8 protein-coding genes and 1 pseudogene are annotated in these 17,096 nt (G+C 59.1%); all 9 read left to right on the top strand.

Going from position 1 to position 17,096, the window contains the following annotated elements:
- Positions 1-12: 12 nt before the first annotated feature.
- The 9 genes and pseudogenes from OHL18_RS13310 (at position 13) to OHL18_RS13270 (ending at position 17,030) form a co-directional block, all read left to right on the top strand.
- The gene (locus OHL18_RS13310) at positions 13-444 is read left to right on the top strand and encodes a chemotaxis protein CheX (protein ID WP_263375332.1); all 432 of its coding nucleotides are present in this window, start codon (positions 13-15) and stop codon (positions 442-444) included.
- A complete protein-coding gene (locus OHL18_RS13305) occupies positions 441-1,514 on the top strand; it encodes a protein-glutamate methylesterase/protein-glutamine glutaminase (RefSeq protein WP_263375331.1) in 1,074 nt (357 codons plus the stop codon). Before OHL18_RS13310 ends, OHL18_RS13305 begins: the two co-directional genes overlap by 4 nt.
- 206 nt (positions 1,515-1,720) lie before the next feature.
- A complete protein-coding gene (locus tag OHL18_RS13300) occupies positions 1,721-3,514 on the top strand; it encodes a porin (RefSeq protein WP_263375330.1) in 1,794 nt (597 codons plus the stop codon).
- Between the two features lie 153 nt (positions 3,515-3,667).
- Positions 3,668-5,158 (top strand): annotated as a pseudogene (locus OHL18_RS13295) (methyl-accepting chemotaxis protein); the annotation flags it as partial.
- A 553-nt stretch (positions 5,159-5,711) separates the two neighbouring features.
- On the top strand, positions 5,712-9,593 hold the full coding sequence (locus tag OHL18_RS13290) for a protease pro-enzyme activation domain-containing protein (RefSeq protein ID WP_263375328.1): 3,882 nt from the start codon (positions 5,712-5,714) through the stop codon (positions 9,591-9,593).
- A 242-nt stretch (positions 9,594-9,835) separates the two neighbouring features.
- Positions 9,836-13,063, top strand: a complete 3,228-nt coding sequence (locus OHL18_RS13285) for an FG-GAP-like repeat-containing protein (RefSeq protein ID WP_263375327.1) — start codon at positions 9,836-9,838, stop codon at positions 13,061-13,063.
- Between the two features lie 119 nt (positions 13,064-13,182).
- Positions 13,183-14,298 carry a sensor histidine kinase gene (locus tag OHL18_RS13280; protein WP_263375326.1) on the top strand — a complete coding sequence of 372 codons (1,116 nt, stop codon included), beginning with the start codon at positions 13,183-13,185 and terminating at the stop codon, positions 14,296-14,298.
- Positions 14,288-15,067 carry a LytR/AlgR family response regulator transcription factor gene (locus tag OHL18_RS13275; protein WP_263375325.1) on the top strand — a complete coding sequence of 260 codons (780 nt, stop codon included), beginning with the start codon at positions 14,288-14,290 and terminating at the stop codon, positions 15,065-15,067. Before OHL18_RS13280 ends, OHL18_RS13275 begins: the two co-directional genes overlap by 11 nt.
- A gap of 145 nt (positions 15,068-15,212) precedes the next feature.
- Complete coding sequence (locus OHL18_RS13270) at positions 15,213-17,030, top strand: alpha-amylase domain-containing protein (RefSeq protein ID WP_263375324.1); 1,818 nt, start codon at positions 15,213-15,215, stop codon at positions 17,028-17,030.
- The last annotated feature ends 66 nt before the right edge of the window (positions 17,031-17,096 follow it).

Raw genomic sequence — 17,096 nt, 5'->3', positions numbered from 1 at the left:
TTGAAGCCGTTCATGGAAAGTGCGGTTGCTGAGGTCCTCGAATCGATGTGCTTCATCTCCTCCGAGGGCGAGGCGGCGGATGCGAGCGACAGCGATCGCTCGGACTGGATCCGCGGCGAGCTAGGATTTGTCGGTCTCCCGGGAGGCACCTTTGGCATAGCGGTCCCCCCTTCAACAGCTGCTGTGATGGCTGCCAACTTCCTTGGAGAAGACGAGATAGACCTCAACGATAAGCAGACGGTCGAGGTTGTCTGTGAGCTCACGAATATGGTGTGCGGCACCCTGCTGGCGCAGATTGATTCCAGGCAGGCGTTCACGCTGTCCACTCCGAGGCATGTTCTGCCCGGCACGGAATCGCCCGTGAAGAACGGTCGAATTGAAGGTACGTACGCAACCGACGAAGGCCTCATCTACACGTGGCTGGAACTTCAGGCCACCGCATGAGCGCACCGAACGGCAAGATCAAGGTAATGGTGGTGGATGACTCGGCGATCGTCCGCAAGATACTTTCGGACACGATCGCCATGGAGTCGGACATGGAAGTTGTCGCTACGGCTCCGGATCCCTATGTCGCACGTGACAAGATCCTGGCGCTGAAGCCGGACGTTATCACGCTCGACATCGAGATGCCGCGCATGGACGGTTTGACCTTCCTGAAGAAGCTGATGAAGTTTCATCCTCTACCCGTGATTATTATAAGTTCGCTGACGAAGGCTTCCTGCGAGATCTCTCTTGAGGCGCTAGCAAGTGGCGCGGTTGAAGTGATGGAAAAGCCCGGCGGCCCCTACTCCATTGGGGAGTTGAGGGAAGGACTGGCGCAGAAGCTACGCGCGGCCGCTGGTGCCAGGGTTTCAGCGCCCGCATCGAAGCAATTTGTGGTACCGCCGCCACCGCCCCAAGCGCCGAGCCTGATGCAGAATGACATGGTCATCGCTATCGGTGCGTCGACCGGAGGCACCGAGGCCATTCGCGATGTTCTGATGCAGTTGCCCGCGAACATACCGGGGATTGTCATCACCCAACATATTCCCAAACAGTTCTCGACCTCGTTCGCCCGACGGTTGGACGCTTCATGCCCGTTTGAAGTCAAGGAGGCCGAGGACGGAGACGAAGTTCGTCCGGGACGCGCGCTCGTGGCTCCCGGCGACTTCCACATGGTGTTGCGCGCAAGGGCCGGAGGTTATTTCGTCCAGGTTCAAGACGGCCCCAAGATCTGTTATCAGCGGCCTGCAGTCGACGTTATGTTCGCATCGGTCGCCAATACGGCGAAGTCACGCGCGGTCGGCGTGTTGCTTACAGGGATGGGTGCTGATGGAGCGCAGGGTCTGCTAAGTATGCGGAATGCCGGCGCAAGAACGATCTCGCAGAACGAGCAGACTTGTGTCGTCTACGGAATGCCGAGAGAGGCCGAGAGGCTCAAGGCGGTGGAACAGGTGCTGCCGTTGCCGGGAATTCCAGCGGCTATCGTGAAGCTGGTCTCGAAGGGCGCGCAGGCAATCAAGCGGTCTGCTTAGTGCTGGACGGCGAGGTGAACGTGATGCCTGGAGCGGTCACGTTCGGACTGTCTTGCCCGCCAGTACATCTCCAACCTCTGCGTGCGTTTACGCACTGGAGACGTACAACTTCGGAGACAGATTGCCTTTGTAGACCTGATCAAGTCAACCAAAGATGGCGATAGCGAGGCGGTGGCTCATTCTGTGGTTGAGAGGCAGTTGATTCGATGGGTAAGAAAGTTTTGGCAGCTAGAGGCAAAGAAGCGACGGCGGTGATGTCGCGATGGGCGATCTCTGCGGTTGTGGCTCTACTGATAGGAATGGCCCTGCCCATTTCGGCGCAGACTTCAACCATTGATTCTGATAAGGTTGCCCTTGCTGCGCGGGTCCGGCAACTTGAAGAGACGCTTGCCGCAGTGCAGGCTCAACTCGACGCGATCAAGAGTTCACTCGGCGCACCTGCTAACCCTGCTCCAGGACAGCAGACGGCCGCGAGTGCGGCACCTCAACATGCTGCACCCGGGAGTGCTCCCGGTCTGACTACCCCTTCAGTGAAGGCAGTCGATCCGGAGGCCGTCGCCAATCTGACCAGAGGTGAGACTCTGCCCACCGATATCAATAAAACTCACCGCTTCTTCGAGCGGAAGCCGGGCAAGGACCTTACCTTCTACACGCATGCCGGCGAACTCACGACCTATGGCAACCTCGACGTCTCCTTTGATGTGATGACAAAGGGCATCCGTGACCTGAGAGATGCAAACGGACTTCCTCCGGTAGGCAACAACGGCTGGCTGCCTGATCTTTCCACCAATCTTTCCTACGTCGGCATACGGGGTACGCAGGCCACCGGCCTGAAGGGCCTGGACTTCGTGTATCAGCTCGAGACACAGATCGATATCTCATCGACCTCGGGCACGTCTGAAAGCAACAGCTCCGAGAGCAACCAGGTAAAGGGTGGACTGACGTCGAGGAACAGCTACATCGGTCTGGGTTCGACCAAGTTCGGTGCCCTTGTCTTTGGCAAGACAGACGCTCCCTACAAGCAGTCGACGGCGAGGCTGAACCCTTTCTTCGCAATGATCGGCGACTACCAGGTAATTATGGGAAACAGCGGCGGAGACAATCGTGTCGAGTTCGGCACGAGGCTCGATCACTCCATCTGGTACACGTCTAAGAGGCTCAACGGCTTTGAGGCGAATGTGCTCTTCTCTCCTGGGCAGAACCGTTCCAGCACGAGCGATAACCTCGCTGCAGGGGAGTCCGATTGCACCGGCATAGACATTCCGGGTAGCGGTGGAAGCCTACCTTATGCCTGCAATGACGGAGCGTTCAGCGATGCGGTCAGCGCGAGCGTCTCTTATACGAAGGAGCCACTTTACTTGGTGGCGGCCTATGAACGGCACATGAAGGTCAACCGTCAGAGCGATCTTACGGGCCTCTATGCGAACGTCCCTACGGCGTATTACAACGCCGACGTCGCGGATGAAGATGCCGCCAAGCTAGGAGCGCAGTACACCTTCGCAGGGAAGACAACGGTGAGTGCGATCTATGAGATGCTGCACCGCTACGTTCCAGACTTCCTTGAGTTTCAAAATGAACGTCAACGGTCTGGAAGCTGGCTGGCCTTGACCCAGGTAATCTCCGCCGACGACAGCATCTCAATGGGTTGGGGCCGCGCTTACAGGACGCCGGGCGATCCGGGACAGCACAACACTTCGCTTGAACTGCCGCCGTTAGGCTCCCCAGGAGACGCGACAGGCGGACGAGCCCAGGACAACTCCGCAAACATGTATACGGTCGCGTATCGCCACCGTCTCGCCGGGGGATTGACCGCTTATGTCGATTGGGCCGCTACCTTCAACGGGCCCTACGCGCACTACGATCTGGGCGCTGGTGGTCGCGGCGTCACAACGGATTGCCACGATGCAAGCGATGCGACTGGAGGTGAGTCCTCCGATCCTCATTGCTGGGCGGGTGGCCATCTAAAAGGGGTTTCAGCGGGTCTTGATAAGCGCTTCTAACGAGTTGGCTTTGTGCCGCGCCGGAAAGATAAAACAGGAAACGATGAGAGCCAGAAGAGTTATCAGAAACGATCGCTTCACCCTTCGGCAGATGCCGGAGCAGGATCACGGTGAAGACTCGCGGGAGATGCCATGAGCGGATGGACCGTAAGTAAGCGGGTATTGGGTGCTTTCGCAGTAACCTTTGGACTGATCGTCGCGCTGTTGATGCTCTTTGTCTACCAGACCCAGCAGAGCAACAAGCAACTGAAGAAGATTATTGAGGTCTACAACAGAAAGCTGGCGATAGGCTCTTCGATCGAACTCGCGACGACGGAGATGCAGGGAGCGCAGCGAGGACTGATGCTCTCGTACGAGGCGAAAGATGCGGCCTCTGCACCCCAGTACGTGAGCCTTTATGAGGAATCAGGCAAGAAGATCGACAGTCTTCTCCATGAGATGGAGACTCTTGCCACGAGTGAAGCAGAACGCAACGCTCTTGAAACCGTAAGCACGAATCGAGAGAGCTGGAAGCCGCGATTCGCCAACCTGGTTCGGACCTGCGAGTCTGGCGACATCACGAGTGCTTACGCGTTGCGCAGTCAAAACAAGCTGATTTCGGCTGCGATGCACGCCGGTGCCACAGAGATTGTCGAAGAGCAGCATCGCTCACTTGAGGCGGCCGCGGCTGAGTCAGGTGCGGCAATGGTCAGGGCAGGGTGGTATTCGCTCGTCGCAGGCTGCATCTCGCTTTCAATCGGCGGTCTCGTTCTGTTCATTGTGCGACAGGTAAATCAGGAACTGCGATATGCAGCCACTTCGTTGAATGAAGGCGCGGAAGAGATTGCATCAGCCTCGGGGCAGGTTGCAGCTCTCAGCACTAATCTCGCGCAAGGCGCGAACGAGCAAGCGGCCTTCATCGAAGAGACCTCTGCTGCAACGGTTGAGATCAGCTCCATGAGCAGACGCAGTACGGACGCCTCGCAGTCGACCGCATCCATGTTCGCCGCTTCGCAGATTCGCTTCAACGAGGCTGACCGGTGCCTGGTTGAGATGGAGACTGCGATGAACGGCATCAATGCCTCCACCGAGCAGATCTCGCGGATCATCAAGGTGATCGAGCAGATTGCATTCCAGACCAACATTCTTGCGCTCAATGCGGCAGTCGAAGCGGCGCGTGCGGGAGAGGCAGGCGCAGGATTTGCGGTGGTCGCGGACGAAGTTCGCAGTCTCGCGCAGCGCAGCGCACAGGCCGCCAAGGACACAGCCATGTTTATCGAGGACTCCATCGTCAAGTCGGCGGCTGGAAAAGAGAAGGTGGAGCAAGTCGCAACTGTGATCAGAACCATTACAGGTGACTCCGGCAAGATCAAACACCTTGTTGACGACATCTATCACGGCAGTCAAGAGCAACTACGCGGTATAGACCAGGTTGCCAGTTCCATCCAACAGATCGAGAAGATCACGCAGGAGAGCGCAGCCAGCGCGGAAGAGTGTGCCGCCTCCTCAGAAGAACTTGCAGCCCAGTCTGAATCGATCCGCAGCGTTGTGGCTAGTCTCAACTCTCTGGTCGGCGGCGCGGAGACGAAGGCATATCGATCTTCCAACTCCCGAGAGTCGAGCGCATCCGCACGGTTCATCACGCCGCTGAGATCGATGAGGTAGTGCGCCTCGTAAACGGGCTTTAGATTGAGTCGATAGACGGAATGGGCTTCGACTGCTGTTGCGTCAGATATCAAGATCCAAGCGAAGATGCCTCAAGCCTACAGTGGACAAGCTCGGGTCATTCTCAAATCCAGCGTCGACTGTTAGGTCCTGTTAGCCCATCCACAATGAGGGTCCCATCTTGCTGGCCGTGTCCTAAGCGGCAATTGATGAGGCGCGTCCACGCTCGAGGCAGTCGAGGCTTCGGATTCCGAGGCATGCCCTGCATCTTCTTTTGGTCAAAGGGATCAATCTCCGAGTGCCGATCCACCCGTCCGTCGCAGGAAGTGCACGGTCTGGCGCAAATGCGGCTGTCATCAAGAAAAGTTGATGAACGTCGGGTTACGCTTTGGTTCAACGCACTCCATATCCAGCTAAGGCCGAGAACTTTGCGGTCTTTCATGTCGCCCCGGCGGCCTGCGATCTCCTACACGAGGGTCGTTCGGTGAGATCGCAACGACACGAGCAGGCTTCGGCGGCTGCGGAGAAATCCCAGGTCTCACCAGGAATGACTATGAAGTTGAAAAGAACTCGAAAGATGTTTCGTCCGGCTCTTGGCGTGGTTGCAACAGTGCTGTTATCGGCAGCGGCGATGGCCCAGAGCGCTGTCTCCGGGGTATCCCCACGGCGTGTGCTCCAGGCGGTCGATGCCAGTGACCGTGTGTCGCTGAACGCACCGGTGAGACCGTGGGTCGCCCATGCCAAGGACCTCGGTGCGGCGCCGGCATCGACGGCTGCGCCGAAGATGCTGTTGCTCTTGAGTCGCAGCTCCGCACAGCAGCAGGCTCTCTCGGAGATGTTGAGCGATCTGCAAAACCCGGCATCGCCCCGGTATCACCACTGGCTTACGCCCGCGCAGTTTGGCGAGGCCTTTGGTGTAAATGCCGACGATGTGCAGAGCGTGACGAGCTGGCTGCAGTCGCAGGGCTTCACGGTGACCAAGGTCGCGAAGGCCCGGAACGTGATCGAGTTCTCAGGCAACCTGGGGCAGGTGCAGCAGGCCTTCAACACGCAGATCCATCGTCTGTCCGCAGATGGCACATCGACGATGACGAGTGTGACGCCAGTGCAGGTGCCGCGCGCTCTTGCTCCGGTCATCAAAGGGTTGGTGAATCTCGATAGCGCCAAGCCTCACGCTTCGGTGACACAGGCGGCGCGCGCTACTTACGACTCGACGACCCACAGGATCAAGCCGGACCTTACGCTATTCAACAGTAGTGGGACAGATCCGATTCTGTATATGGATCCGGCCGATGCTGCGACCGTTTACGACACCCCGAACGCCTTATTGAACGCGAACTTCTCTGGCACTACCTACGATGGCACCGGCGTGAATGTGGGCATCGTGGGGGATTCGAACGTCGATCTCACCTCGGTCAGCAACTATCGCCAGGCCTTCCTGAACGAGACTGCGAACAACGTCAATCTTCCGACGATCGTCATCGACGGCAGCGATCCTGGCATCAACGGCGATGAGGTCGAGAGCTTTCTCGACCTTGAGGTGCTGGGTGGGATCGCGCCGAAGGCGAAGCTGTACTACTACACATCCGACAGCAGCGATCTGAGCTCCGGACTGGTGAATGCGATTGGGCGCGCGATTGAAGACAATGTCGTCAGCATCCTGAGCATCAGCTACAGCAGTTGCGAGGCGAACCAGGGAGCAGCGGGCAATGCTTTCTTCGCAGAGCTCTATCAACAGGCGGACGCGCAGGGAATTACGATCACGGTCTCGAGTGGAGACAGCGGTCCGGCGAACTGCGACTCTCCGAATGCCGAACATGTGGCTGCGAACGGCCTGGTGGTCAATGCGCTGGGCTCGACTCCTTACAACATCTCGGTGGGAGGCACGGACTTCGATGTGCTCGCTTCGGACTTCAGCACTTACGTCGACACGACCACAAGCGGGGTTTCTCCTTACTTCCGTACAGCGCTTCAGTACATTCCGGAGCGGCCATGGAATGACTCGACTCGTGTGAACACATCCACTGCCGCGAATGTGCCGCTTCTCATCAATGGCTCGACAAATATCATCGCAGCGGGAAGCGGTGTGAGTTCGGTCTACGCCAAGCCCGACTTTCAGACTGCGTTGACCCCGCCCGATGGCGCGCGCGATATGCCCGATGTCTCGTTTCTCGCGGCCAACGGTCTTTATGGAGCGACCTGGGTGCTCTGCGAGGGCGGCATCCTCGGGTATGACTGCCTGCAGACGAATGGGCAGTTCACGGACGCATCGACTTTCAGTGGTGCGGGTGGGACATCGGCTTCGACCCCGGCGTTTGCGGGAATGCTGGCGCTGGTGGAGCAGTCGACGGGATCGCGGTTGGGGCAGGCGAATGACGTGCTGTATCGGCTTGCCGCTAACAAGTACTCGACTGTATTTCACGATGTTGTGACCGGCGACAATGCGGTTGTCTGCCAGGCTGGGAGTTCGGGTTGCGGCAGCAACGGCTTCACGACCGGCTATGACGCGGTGCCCGGCTATGACCTGGCAAGCGGCCTTGGCAGCGTGGATGTTGCGGCGCTGGTGTCGAACTGGGGCTCGGCACCCGGCAATTCTACCGGGACCACGCTGACAATCAACGGAGCAACCACTCCTGTGAGCGTGGCGCATGGCACGTCTCTCGATATCAGCGTGGCGGTGTCGCCTACGACGGCAAGCGGCAGCGCGGGGCTGGTAGCCAACACGAGTCTTATCGGGGGGCAGCTTGCAATCCCCTTGACGAACGGCGCTGGCGAAACCCACTACAACGGCCTGCCGGGCGGAACTTATACGTTGTATGCGCGATACACCGGGGATGCCACCGATGCGGCGAGCTCTTCCACGCCGATCAGCCTCAACATCGCGTCCGAGCCAAGCACCACAAACCTCACGGTGAACGCCTACACCGCGCTTACCGCATCCACAATCACGACGAACAACGCCATCCCGTATGGGTCGTACATCTTCTCAGATGCCATTATCTTCGGCACTGCGGAAGGGCAGACGGCCACCCAGGGGCAGGCAACCGGCACGGTGACCTTCCTCGACAATGGGAGCGCAATCGGAACGTCGGACATCACGAGCCTGGACAATGCGTCCTTTCCCGGACTTTCGAAGGGAGTCTATCCGTTTACCGCTGGCACACATGTCTTGACCGCGAGTTACGCGGGTGACGCGAGTTACCAGGCGAACGTGAGTGCCCCGGTCAGCTTTACCGTACTGAAGGGAGTTACACAGATGTCGGTGGTACCGGCGTCGCTTGCCACCAACACCGTGACGAACGACATCATCACGGTGAACCTCGCCACGACGGGCCTGGGAGCTCTCCCAACCGGAACGGTGACGCTGCAGGCGAATGGTGTGACGCTGGGATCGACGAGCACGATTGTGCAAGGGTCACAGAGCAATGGACTGGTTCTTGGATTCGCCACCATCACCATCGCGGGTAGTCAGCTGCAGCAGGGCGCAAACACACTGACGGCGACGTACACGGGCGACGGCAACTACGTCAGCGGCACGGCGAGCGTAGTGCTCACAAACAGCAAGGCCACCTTCTCACTCTCGGCGAGCCCCATCAGCCTGACGGCTGGAAGCACGACCGGCGACACCACAACCGTGCGGGTGACGCCGCTCAATGACTTTACCGGCGTCATCAATCTGACGTGCGCCGTAACCAGCGCTCCAGCGGGAGCAACCAGCCCTGTGACCTGTGCCGTCCCCGCCACGGTGGATGTTTCGGGTCTGGGTGCGGTGGCAGGAACACTTACGGTCAATACGACCTCCGAGACAACCGGCGGCAGCTACGTGGTGACGATCACCGGGGTGGATGCGCTGACGGGCAAGCTCTCGGCTACGGCTACATCCAGCGTGACGGTGACGGGTGCGACCCTGACACCGGCCTTCACCTTGAGCAGCGCTGGAGGCATCACGATCGCACCCGGGGCTTCGACAGGCAACACGTCGGTGATCTCGATAAGCCCTGCTGGCGGATTTACCGGAGCGGTGGCGCTCTCTTGCGCGGTGACCTCGTCTCCCGCTGGAGCAGTCGAGCCATTGACCTGCTCACTCTCGAATCCGACGGTGACGATCACGGGAACCGCGGCTGCAACCGCTACGGTAACGATCGGTTCTACCGCGGCAACCACGGCCTCGTTGGAGAAGCGATTTGGCGGAGGTGGTATCGCGCTGGGTTTGATGCTTATTATTCTGCCGCTGCGGCGACGCGGGTTCGCCCCGCTGTTCTGCATGGCCCTACTCGCGGGGCTGGGCATGATGACGGGCTGCAGCGCTTCCTCCAGCGGAACGACTACAACGGCCAACCCGGGCACCACTGCGGGAGCGTACGTGGTGACGATCTTCGGCACGGCGTCGAGCGTACCTCCTGCGACAACGACAGTGAGCGTCACCGTGAACTGATCTGTCACTCCAGCACTTCTTCACCGCGCGCCGGCAGAATTGGTCGTCAGCGCGCGGTGTCATCCGGATCACGTATCTCCTAAATTCACGTGAGGTAGATCAGCATGGTATTGACATCAACACGTACATGGATCGCGGCCATAGTTATCCTCTCTTCTATTCTTGGCGCCGCAAGTGCGCAGAGCACGGTGAAGCCGCGAACGATTACCAGGACCACGCCAGCGACACCGTTTGAGCGAACGATGAGCCCGCTTCTCGGCAAGCTCAAATTTCCGGCTTCGAGCCGTGCTGAGAACACTCGCGGCGCCTCGCCGAATGCGTCTGGCGTGACCTTGCCTAACTTTGGTGGCTACCTTTCCGCTCCAGCGTATCCGGCGCGCGCGTCGAACTCCATCGCTTACGATCCACTGAATAACGGCGTGCAGACGGCGATTGCGGCGGACTTCGATAAGGACGGGCTTACGGATGTCGCGGTGATCCAATTCGATGGCACACTCAACATCCTGCGCAATACCGGTGGCGGGGTGCTTGCAGCGCCTGCTGGCTATATCAATCCAAACCCCAATGTTGGATCGGAGAATGTGGCGCAGTCCTTTGCGGCGGACCTGAACGGTGATGGGTATCCGGATATCGTCGCCTTCGATGCGGCGAATCTCGTTCTGTTGACATTCTTGAATGACGGTAACGGCACCTTCAGCACGGCACAGACGATCACCCTGAGCACAGACTACGGCAACCCCGCCGGCATCACGGTGGGCGATGTGAACGGCGATGGCAGGGCCGACGTGGTGGTCGCCTACTATAACGTGCTGTCGCGGACCAGCTCGCAGATGTCGATCCAGTCGCTCATCGGCAAGGGGGATGGGACCTTCACCGCGATGACCGCGGCGACCATCTCTGTGCCGACGTCACTCACGCTGTCGGGCCTGGCTCCGGTGGCTTTGGGAGACCTGAACGGTGATGGCAAGCTCGATATCGCCGCACTGCTGCAGGAGCAGAACTCGCGTTCAGCAGGCGTATTCGTGGTAACGACTGCGCTGGGCACTGGCGATGGAACGTTCGCGGCGCTGAATGTGAACAGCCCGATCTCGGCGAACGTGTCAGGAGTCTTCGACCTGTCGTTCAATAGCGCGGGTGTACAGATTCTTGATTTGAACAAAGACGGCAAGCTGGATCTCGAGGTCGACATGAACGGGTTGTTGTATGTTGCTCTGGGACAGGGAGACAACTCGTTCAGCGCGCAGGTAAGCTCGGACTTTCAGGGCGGATATGCGGTGGCCTTCGCCGATCTCAACGGCGACGGTTATCCTGATGCAGTCTGCGGCTCTGCTGGTCTCCAGGTCTATCTCGGTAAGGGCGACGGGACCTTTGCTGCACCAGCGATCAATGGGCAGTATGCGATCGACATTGCAACGCCTCAGGGCGTTGTCGCCGCCGACTTCGACGGCGATGGCATGCTGGACATCGCGGAACTCGGCTCGGACTATAAAGAAGTTTCGATGTTCTTCGGCAACGGAGACGGCACGCTGCATGGGGCGTTACAACTCAGCCTGCCGACCGATAGTGCAAGCTTCGATACCGAGCTGGAGAATGTACTGAAGGCGACGGCCAGGCCCTACAGCGACCTGGTTGTGCTTAACCTCGGTGGCACTGCGCCTTCGCTGCAGACGGGCCTGAGCGATGGCAAAGGGAACTTCAGCTACGTGCCTTCGCTTACGGCGGGACTGCCTGTTGACTTCGACTTCGTCGAGCCGGTGCAGGCAGACTTCAATGGAGATGGGCAACAGGACCTTCTGATGGCGGGGGCGGCGGGCGAACTCTGGGTATCGCTGTCCAACGGCGACGGCACCTTCGCGACACCGCTTGCAATCAATCTGCCGACGCTGACTTGCCCCTTGTCCTACGGCGCGGCTGGCGATCTGAACGGCGATGGCAAGCAGGACATCGTGGTGGCCTATGGTGGCGATTCTGTCTGTGGGGGAACAACAACTGTGTCCGGGTACTTTGTCATCGCAGGCAAGGGTGACGGCACCTTTCAGACACCGGTTTTCTTTCCCAGCGGCACGCAGCTCTACTCGGCGACGCTTGCGGATATGAACCTCGACGGAAACCTCGACCTGATTCTCGATGATGTTCCTACCGCAACCTCGGGTACTTTCCTGTTGACGCTACAGCCGGGCAACGGAGACGGTACGTTCGGCGCGGAGTCGACGCTGCTTACGAACTACGTGGTCACCGACGTGAAGGTTGCGGATATGAACCTGGACGGCAATCCGGACGTGCTGCTCGCGGCCGAAGAGGTCTATGGCAGCGACGTCACTACAGCGGGACTGGTTCTAATCAACGGCAATGGCGATGGGACGTTCGGTAACCACAGCCTGATCGCGGGCGGGAATGTCTTCCTCCAGACACAGGTCGCGGACATGAACGGCGACTCAATTCCGGATATCGAAGTGTCGCTCTATACCAATGGGGCGCAACCAAATACCTACTACGGGTTCTCGACTCTGCTGGGGCTTGGTGATGGGGGCTTCAGCGCACCGTTCAATCAACTCATCCCGTTGAATGGCGTCTTGCCACTGGTAGGGAACTTCTACGATGACAACGCTCCGGACGTCGTTACGACAACTTTCTATGGCGTCGATCTCTTCCTGGGGCAGGGAGGCACGACTCTCACGCTCGGAACATCGGTGCCGTCCGTGGTCTACGGAAGCTCGGAGACGTTTACAGCGAAGGTCGCCGCATCCATGTCCGGTCGTCCCGCCTTGACGGGTACGGTCTCGTTCTACGACGGCACTACCCTTCTGGGGAGTGCTCCTGTGAGCGGGGGCAGCGCGAGCTTCAGCACGGCTGCGCTGGCTCTGGGGACGCATACCGTCTCCGCAGTTTACTCTGGCGATTCGAACTTCAACCGCAACACCAGCGGCACTGTGGCGGTTGCGGTCACATCGCTTGCGCCTGCGTTCGCGCTGTCGAGCGGTTCCAGTGCGCTTACGCTCGCACAGGGTGCTAATGGAATTGTGCCGTTGACGCTGACCGCCAACGCTACGTTCAGTGGGCCCGTCAATCTAACCTGCACCGGCGCGCCGAACAACGCATCCTGCGGCTTCAGTAGCAATAGTGTCGTCCTTACGGCTGGAAGCTCGGCCACTGCGGCTCTGGTGATCGGAACTACCGGAACCAAGACCTCCATGCAGATGCCGCCCTCTGCGCCGTGGCAGGGTAAGGCGTCGGTGGTGAGCGTCGCGTCGCTGATCCTGATGTGCTTCATCAGGCCGCGGAAGAGGCTGAGGGGCGTGCTGTTCGCGGCGTTGCTCGCAGTAGCGGTTATGGGAGCATCAAGCTGCAGCGGGGGCGGACCGACCGTCGCATCTGTTGGCAAGACGTCCTTCACCATTACTGTAACGGCGACGCCTACCGGTAGCGCTGGCACAGCACAGACTACAACCGTCAATGTCACAGTGCAGTAGGTCTAAGAGTCCATCCGGCAAAGCGGGAACAGCACCTGTTCCCGCTTTGCCGGAAAGAGGTCGCACTGAAGTTCAGCTGTACATGGCTTCGAGATACGGTTGCACCTAAAATGAAGTTATTGGAACGCATTAAGCAAAATCCGCAATACCTTGCCTTCTGGCCACTACAGGTTGCGGGGTGGGGCACTTACTTGTTGATGAATGTCCTTTCGTCGATTCCTTATCGACACAGGGCAGACTATATTGCGTTTCGCGGTGCATTCCTTGCCAGTAGCTTCCTTGCCAGCTTCCCGATGTATTGGCTCTGCCACGCCCTATGGAAGCAGCGTCCGCGGATACGCGTTATCGCGGCTTTCTGCATCATTGCGTCTTATCCACTGGGCCTTCTTTGTGCCGCGGCAGCCTTCGAGGCAGGGATCGTCTTCAGCACTCACCGTCCGCCCTTTACGTGGGCTGACGTCATTACCGCAGCGCCAAGCGGTTGGTTTGCGCTTATCGCGTGGTCGTCTTTTTACTTCGGCATCAAGCATTATCTGGAGCTGAAGGAAAAGCACCGGCAGTTGCTGGCCATCGAGCGTTTGGCTCGCGAGGCGCAGATTCGGGCGCTGCGATACCAGTTGCAGCCGCACTTCCTCTTCAACACGTTGAACGCGATCTCGACCCTGGTGCTGAGCGAGCAGATCAAACCTGCTACCGAGATGATCGGCAAGCTCGCACACATGCTGCGCAGCACGCTCGATTCGCCCGACCTGCACCGGCTTCCTTTTTCCGATGAACTCGCCGTCACCGAGGAGTATCTCGACATTGAACGGGTGCGTTTCGGCGACCGTCTTGAGGTCCGCTGGGACGTCGACCCCGTCGTTCGCAATGTTCTGGTTCCGCGCCTCCTGCTTCAGCCGCTGGTGGAAAACGCGGTGCGGCATGGCGTGGCAAGAAGGCCCTATGGCGGTTTCATTCTTATCTCGGCGCGCCGTGTCGGGACGAGTCTCGCGGTCCATATCGAAAACCAGCTTCCGGAAGAGAAGGCTTCCGTATTGCTCGATCGGGTCGTGCGTCCCGGCGGTCTTGGGCTCGAGAATGTAAGACTTCGCCTGAAGGAGATGTATGGTGAGGCTGGAAGCATGCACGCCTCCGCCAACGCGCGCGGGAACTATGAGGTGTCGTTGCTGCTGCCGGGCATCGAGGCGGACAGCTCGGATAGCACCTCGAGCCCTATCGAAGTCTATGAAATTTAGCGTCCTTATCGTTGATGACGAACCGCTCGCGCGGCAGGGAGTATCGCTGCGCCTGCAGCCTCATGAAGACATGGCCGTAATTGGCGAATGCTCAAACGGCCAGGAGGCCCGGGACGCAATCCTTGAGCGCAAGCCTGATCTGGTCTTTCTCGATATCCAGATGCCGCTGCTCAGCGGCATTGAAGTGATGCGTACACTTCCTCCCGATCAGACCCCGTACACCATCTTTCTCACCGCTTTCGACGAATATGTCATGCAGGCGTTCGAGGTCCATGCGATCGACTATCTGCTAAAGCCCATCGACGACTCGCGCTTCAACGCGGCACTGCAACATGCTCGCAGAGTGCTCGGTGGCACGCAGGCCGCTACCTACCAGGAGCGATTGCGCGAGTTACTCACGCAGGACGCGAACATCCCGGTGCCTGCGCCGCTAAGAGAGTTCTCCGTCCGCACGGGCAGGCGCGTCACGTTCGTCTCCGTCGAAGATATCGATTGGATCGAGGCACAGGGCGACTACGCTCAACTGCACGTTGGAAGCAAAGAGTATCTTCTTAGGGAGTCACTTACTTATCTGGAGAGCCGCCTAGATACAGGGAGCTTTCTCCGCATCCACCGTTCGGCGATCGTTCGGGTCAATCGCATCGTGCGCGTGGAGTCGCGTCCAAACCGCGATTGCGTTGTAACCCTGGCGAACGGCAACTTACTCCGCGTGAGCCGAACCTACAGTCATCATCTGCGAAATCTCTTGCGCAATGGATCTCTCGTCTGATGCGATAAGTGTCGCCGACACTATCCGGACTCGATCTGGACGGTGGATTTCTTATCTTATCGCTCCTGTAAATCTTTCTTGCGTCCTCACAACTCAGGCGGCATACTGTTTGCACTCGGGCCCATCCACTTTGTGACAGGAGCCTATGACGAATCCATGGAACGGAAAAGCTGTTCTCCAGGTCTTCTGGTGGAACTGCTCCAACACTGCTTATTCCAGTTTTTATAACTACCTGGCCGGACTGGCTCCTACCCTCGCAAACATGGGGTTCGATGGGATCTGGACGCCGCCTCCTTGTAAGGGCAATGGCATTGCTCAGAATATGGCCTACGAGCCTTACGATTACTACGATCTGGGCCAAAAGAATCAACAGGGCGGCGTCGCTACCTGGTTCGGCTCTCAGGATGAATTCCTGCGCATGGTCGCCGTCTGCCATGCCAATGGGCTCGAAGTCTATCCCGACATCGTACTCGACCATTGCTCCCCCGCAGATGCCGACCCGGACTCGCCCTTCAAAGACCCGGAACACAACTACAGCAGCTTTCACGGCGTAGGCTTTGCCGGTCCTGGCACCGGACGCTGGCCGCGCAACTGGCTCGACTTCCATTACAACCCGCAGCACTGGCACAACCCGAGCGACTGGACGCCGCCGCCCAACCCAGAGAATGACTTCGGCTTTGATTTCTGCTACCAGGGACGATGCAGCGACACCGGCGACGCTCCGTCCAACTGCCCCGTCCGCGCTAACGCCCGCGCCTGGTTTGTCTGGTTCGTCAGGCAGTCCGGGGTCGACGGCTTCCGCTTCGACGACGTCAAAGGCTTTCCGCCGGAGGTCGTCGAAGACGTCCTCTACAACGCCATGGGTCCAGGCCTCGAATACTTCTGCGTAGGCGAGTACCTTCCGGACTATTCCTCTGCGGATCTGGACAACTGGTGCAACGCAACCCTTAACCGCTCCGGAACCTTCGACTACAGCTTCCGCTACGCTCTCAGCGACCTTGCTAGTAGCCAGGGCTTCTATAACGTCGGGAATCTCCCCTCTCTCCAGCAGCAGAATCGCTTCAAGACCGTACCGTTCCTCAACAATCACGATACCCAGGATGGTACCCTCGGGCCGTATATCAATCCTGACGACCGGCGCGCGCAACTCGCTTACGCTGTCGCCATGACCGTCGACGGCAGCCCCCAGCTCTTCATACTCGATCTCTTCAACACGCTCTTCAATCTCCCCGCCGACCGGCATACTACGCGCCCGTGGCTGGTCAACCTGCTCTGGTGTCATCAGAAGCTCGCCTTCAAATCGGGAGAGTACTTCGTCCGCTATCAAGGCTCGGAGCAACTCCTCATCCTCGAGCGCGGCGCCCGGGCCATCGTCGCCATCAATAACGACGGCGCTAACTGGCAGTCGCAGTGGATCTCGACCGCGTTCTTCCCCAACACCCAACTCCACGACTACAGCGGCTCCATGAAGGACGACATCTGGACCAACCAGGACGGCTGGGCGCACATCGCCGTCCCGCCCTGTTCCTACTCCGTCTGGGGGCCCGCAGGCATCACTGGCGGCTTTGCACCCACTCCACGCCGTACCCTCCAGCAGTTTGAGATGGCCGACGACCTTGGTGACAGCAATCCGAACAGCCCGCGATACGGGGGCTTCGCTATCCCCGCCGTCCACCGCACCGCGGGAGCCGTCTGGCCGGCCACCGGTTCAAAGGTCAACCTCTTCGTCTATGCCGACGCGCCCCAGCAGGTAGAGTTGCTGATCCTGCCTCCAAAGGGAGCAGCAGCAATACCTGGCTTCACTGGCACCGCCGGGCCGGACCATCCACTCGTGGCCAGTTTCGAGGTTGGCCTCGAGGGCCGTCACATCCTGACCGCGAAGCTCACGAACGCAGCCGCCCTACCCGCGCGCCTCTACGTCAAAGTCGACTACCTGGGTCCTAAAAATCCAACCGCATTGTGATGGGGAGTTTGCGCAAGGCCGTGCGGGCCGAGGGTCCAGGGACTCTCAGCCCTAAAGTCCTTCACA

It is taken from the genome of Granulicella aggregans (assembly GCF_025685565.1).
Lineage (GTDB): Bacteria > Acidobacteriota > Terriglobia > Terriglobales > Acidobacteriaceae > Edaphobacter > Edaphobacter aggregans_B.
This window is presented reverse-complemented; position numbering and strand designations above follow the sequence as displayed.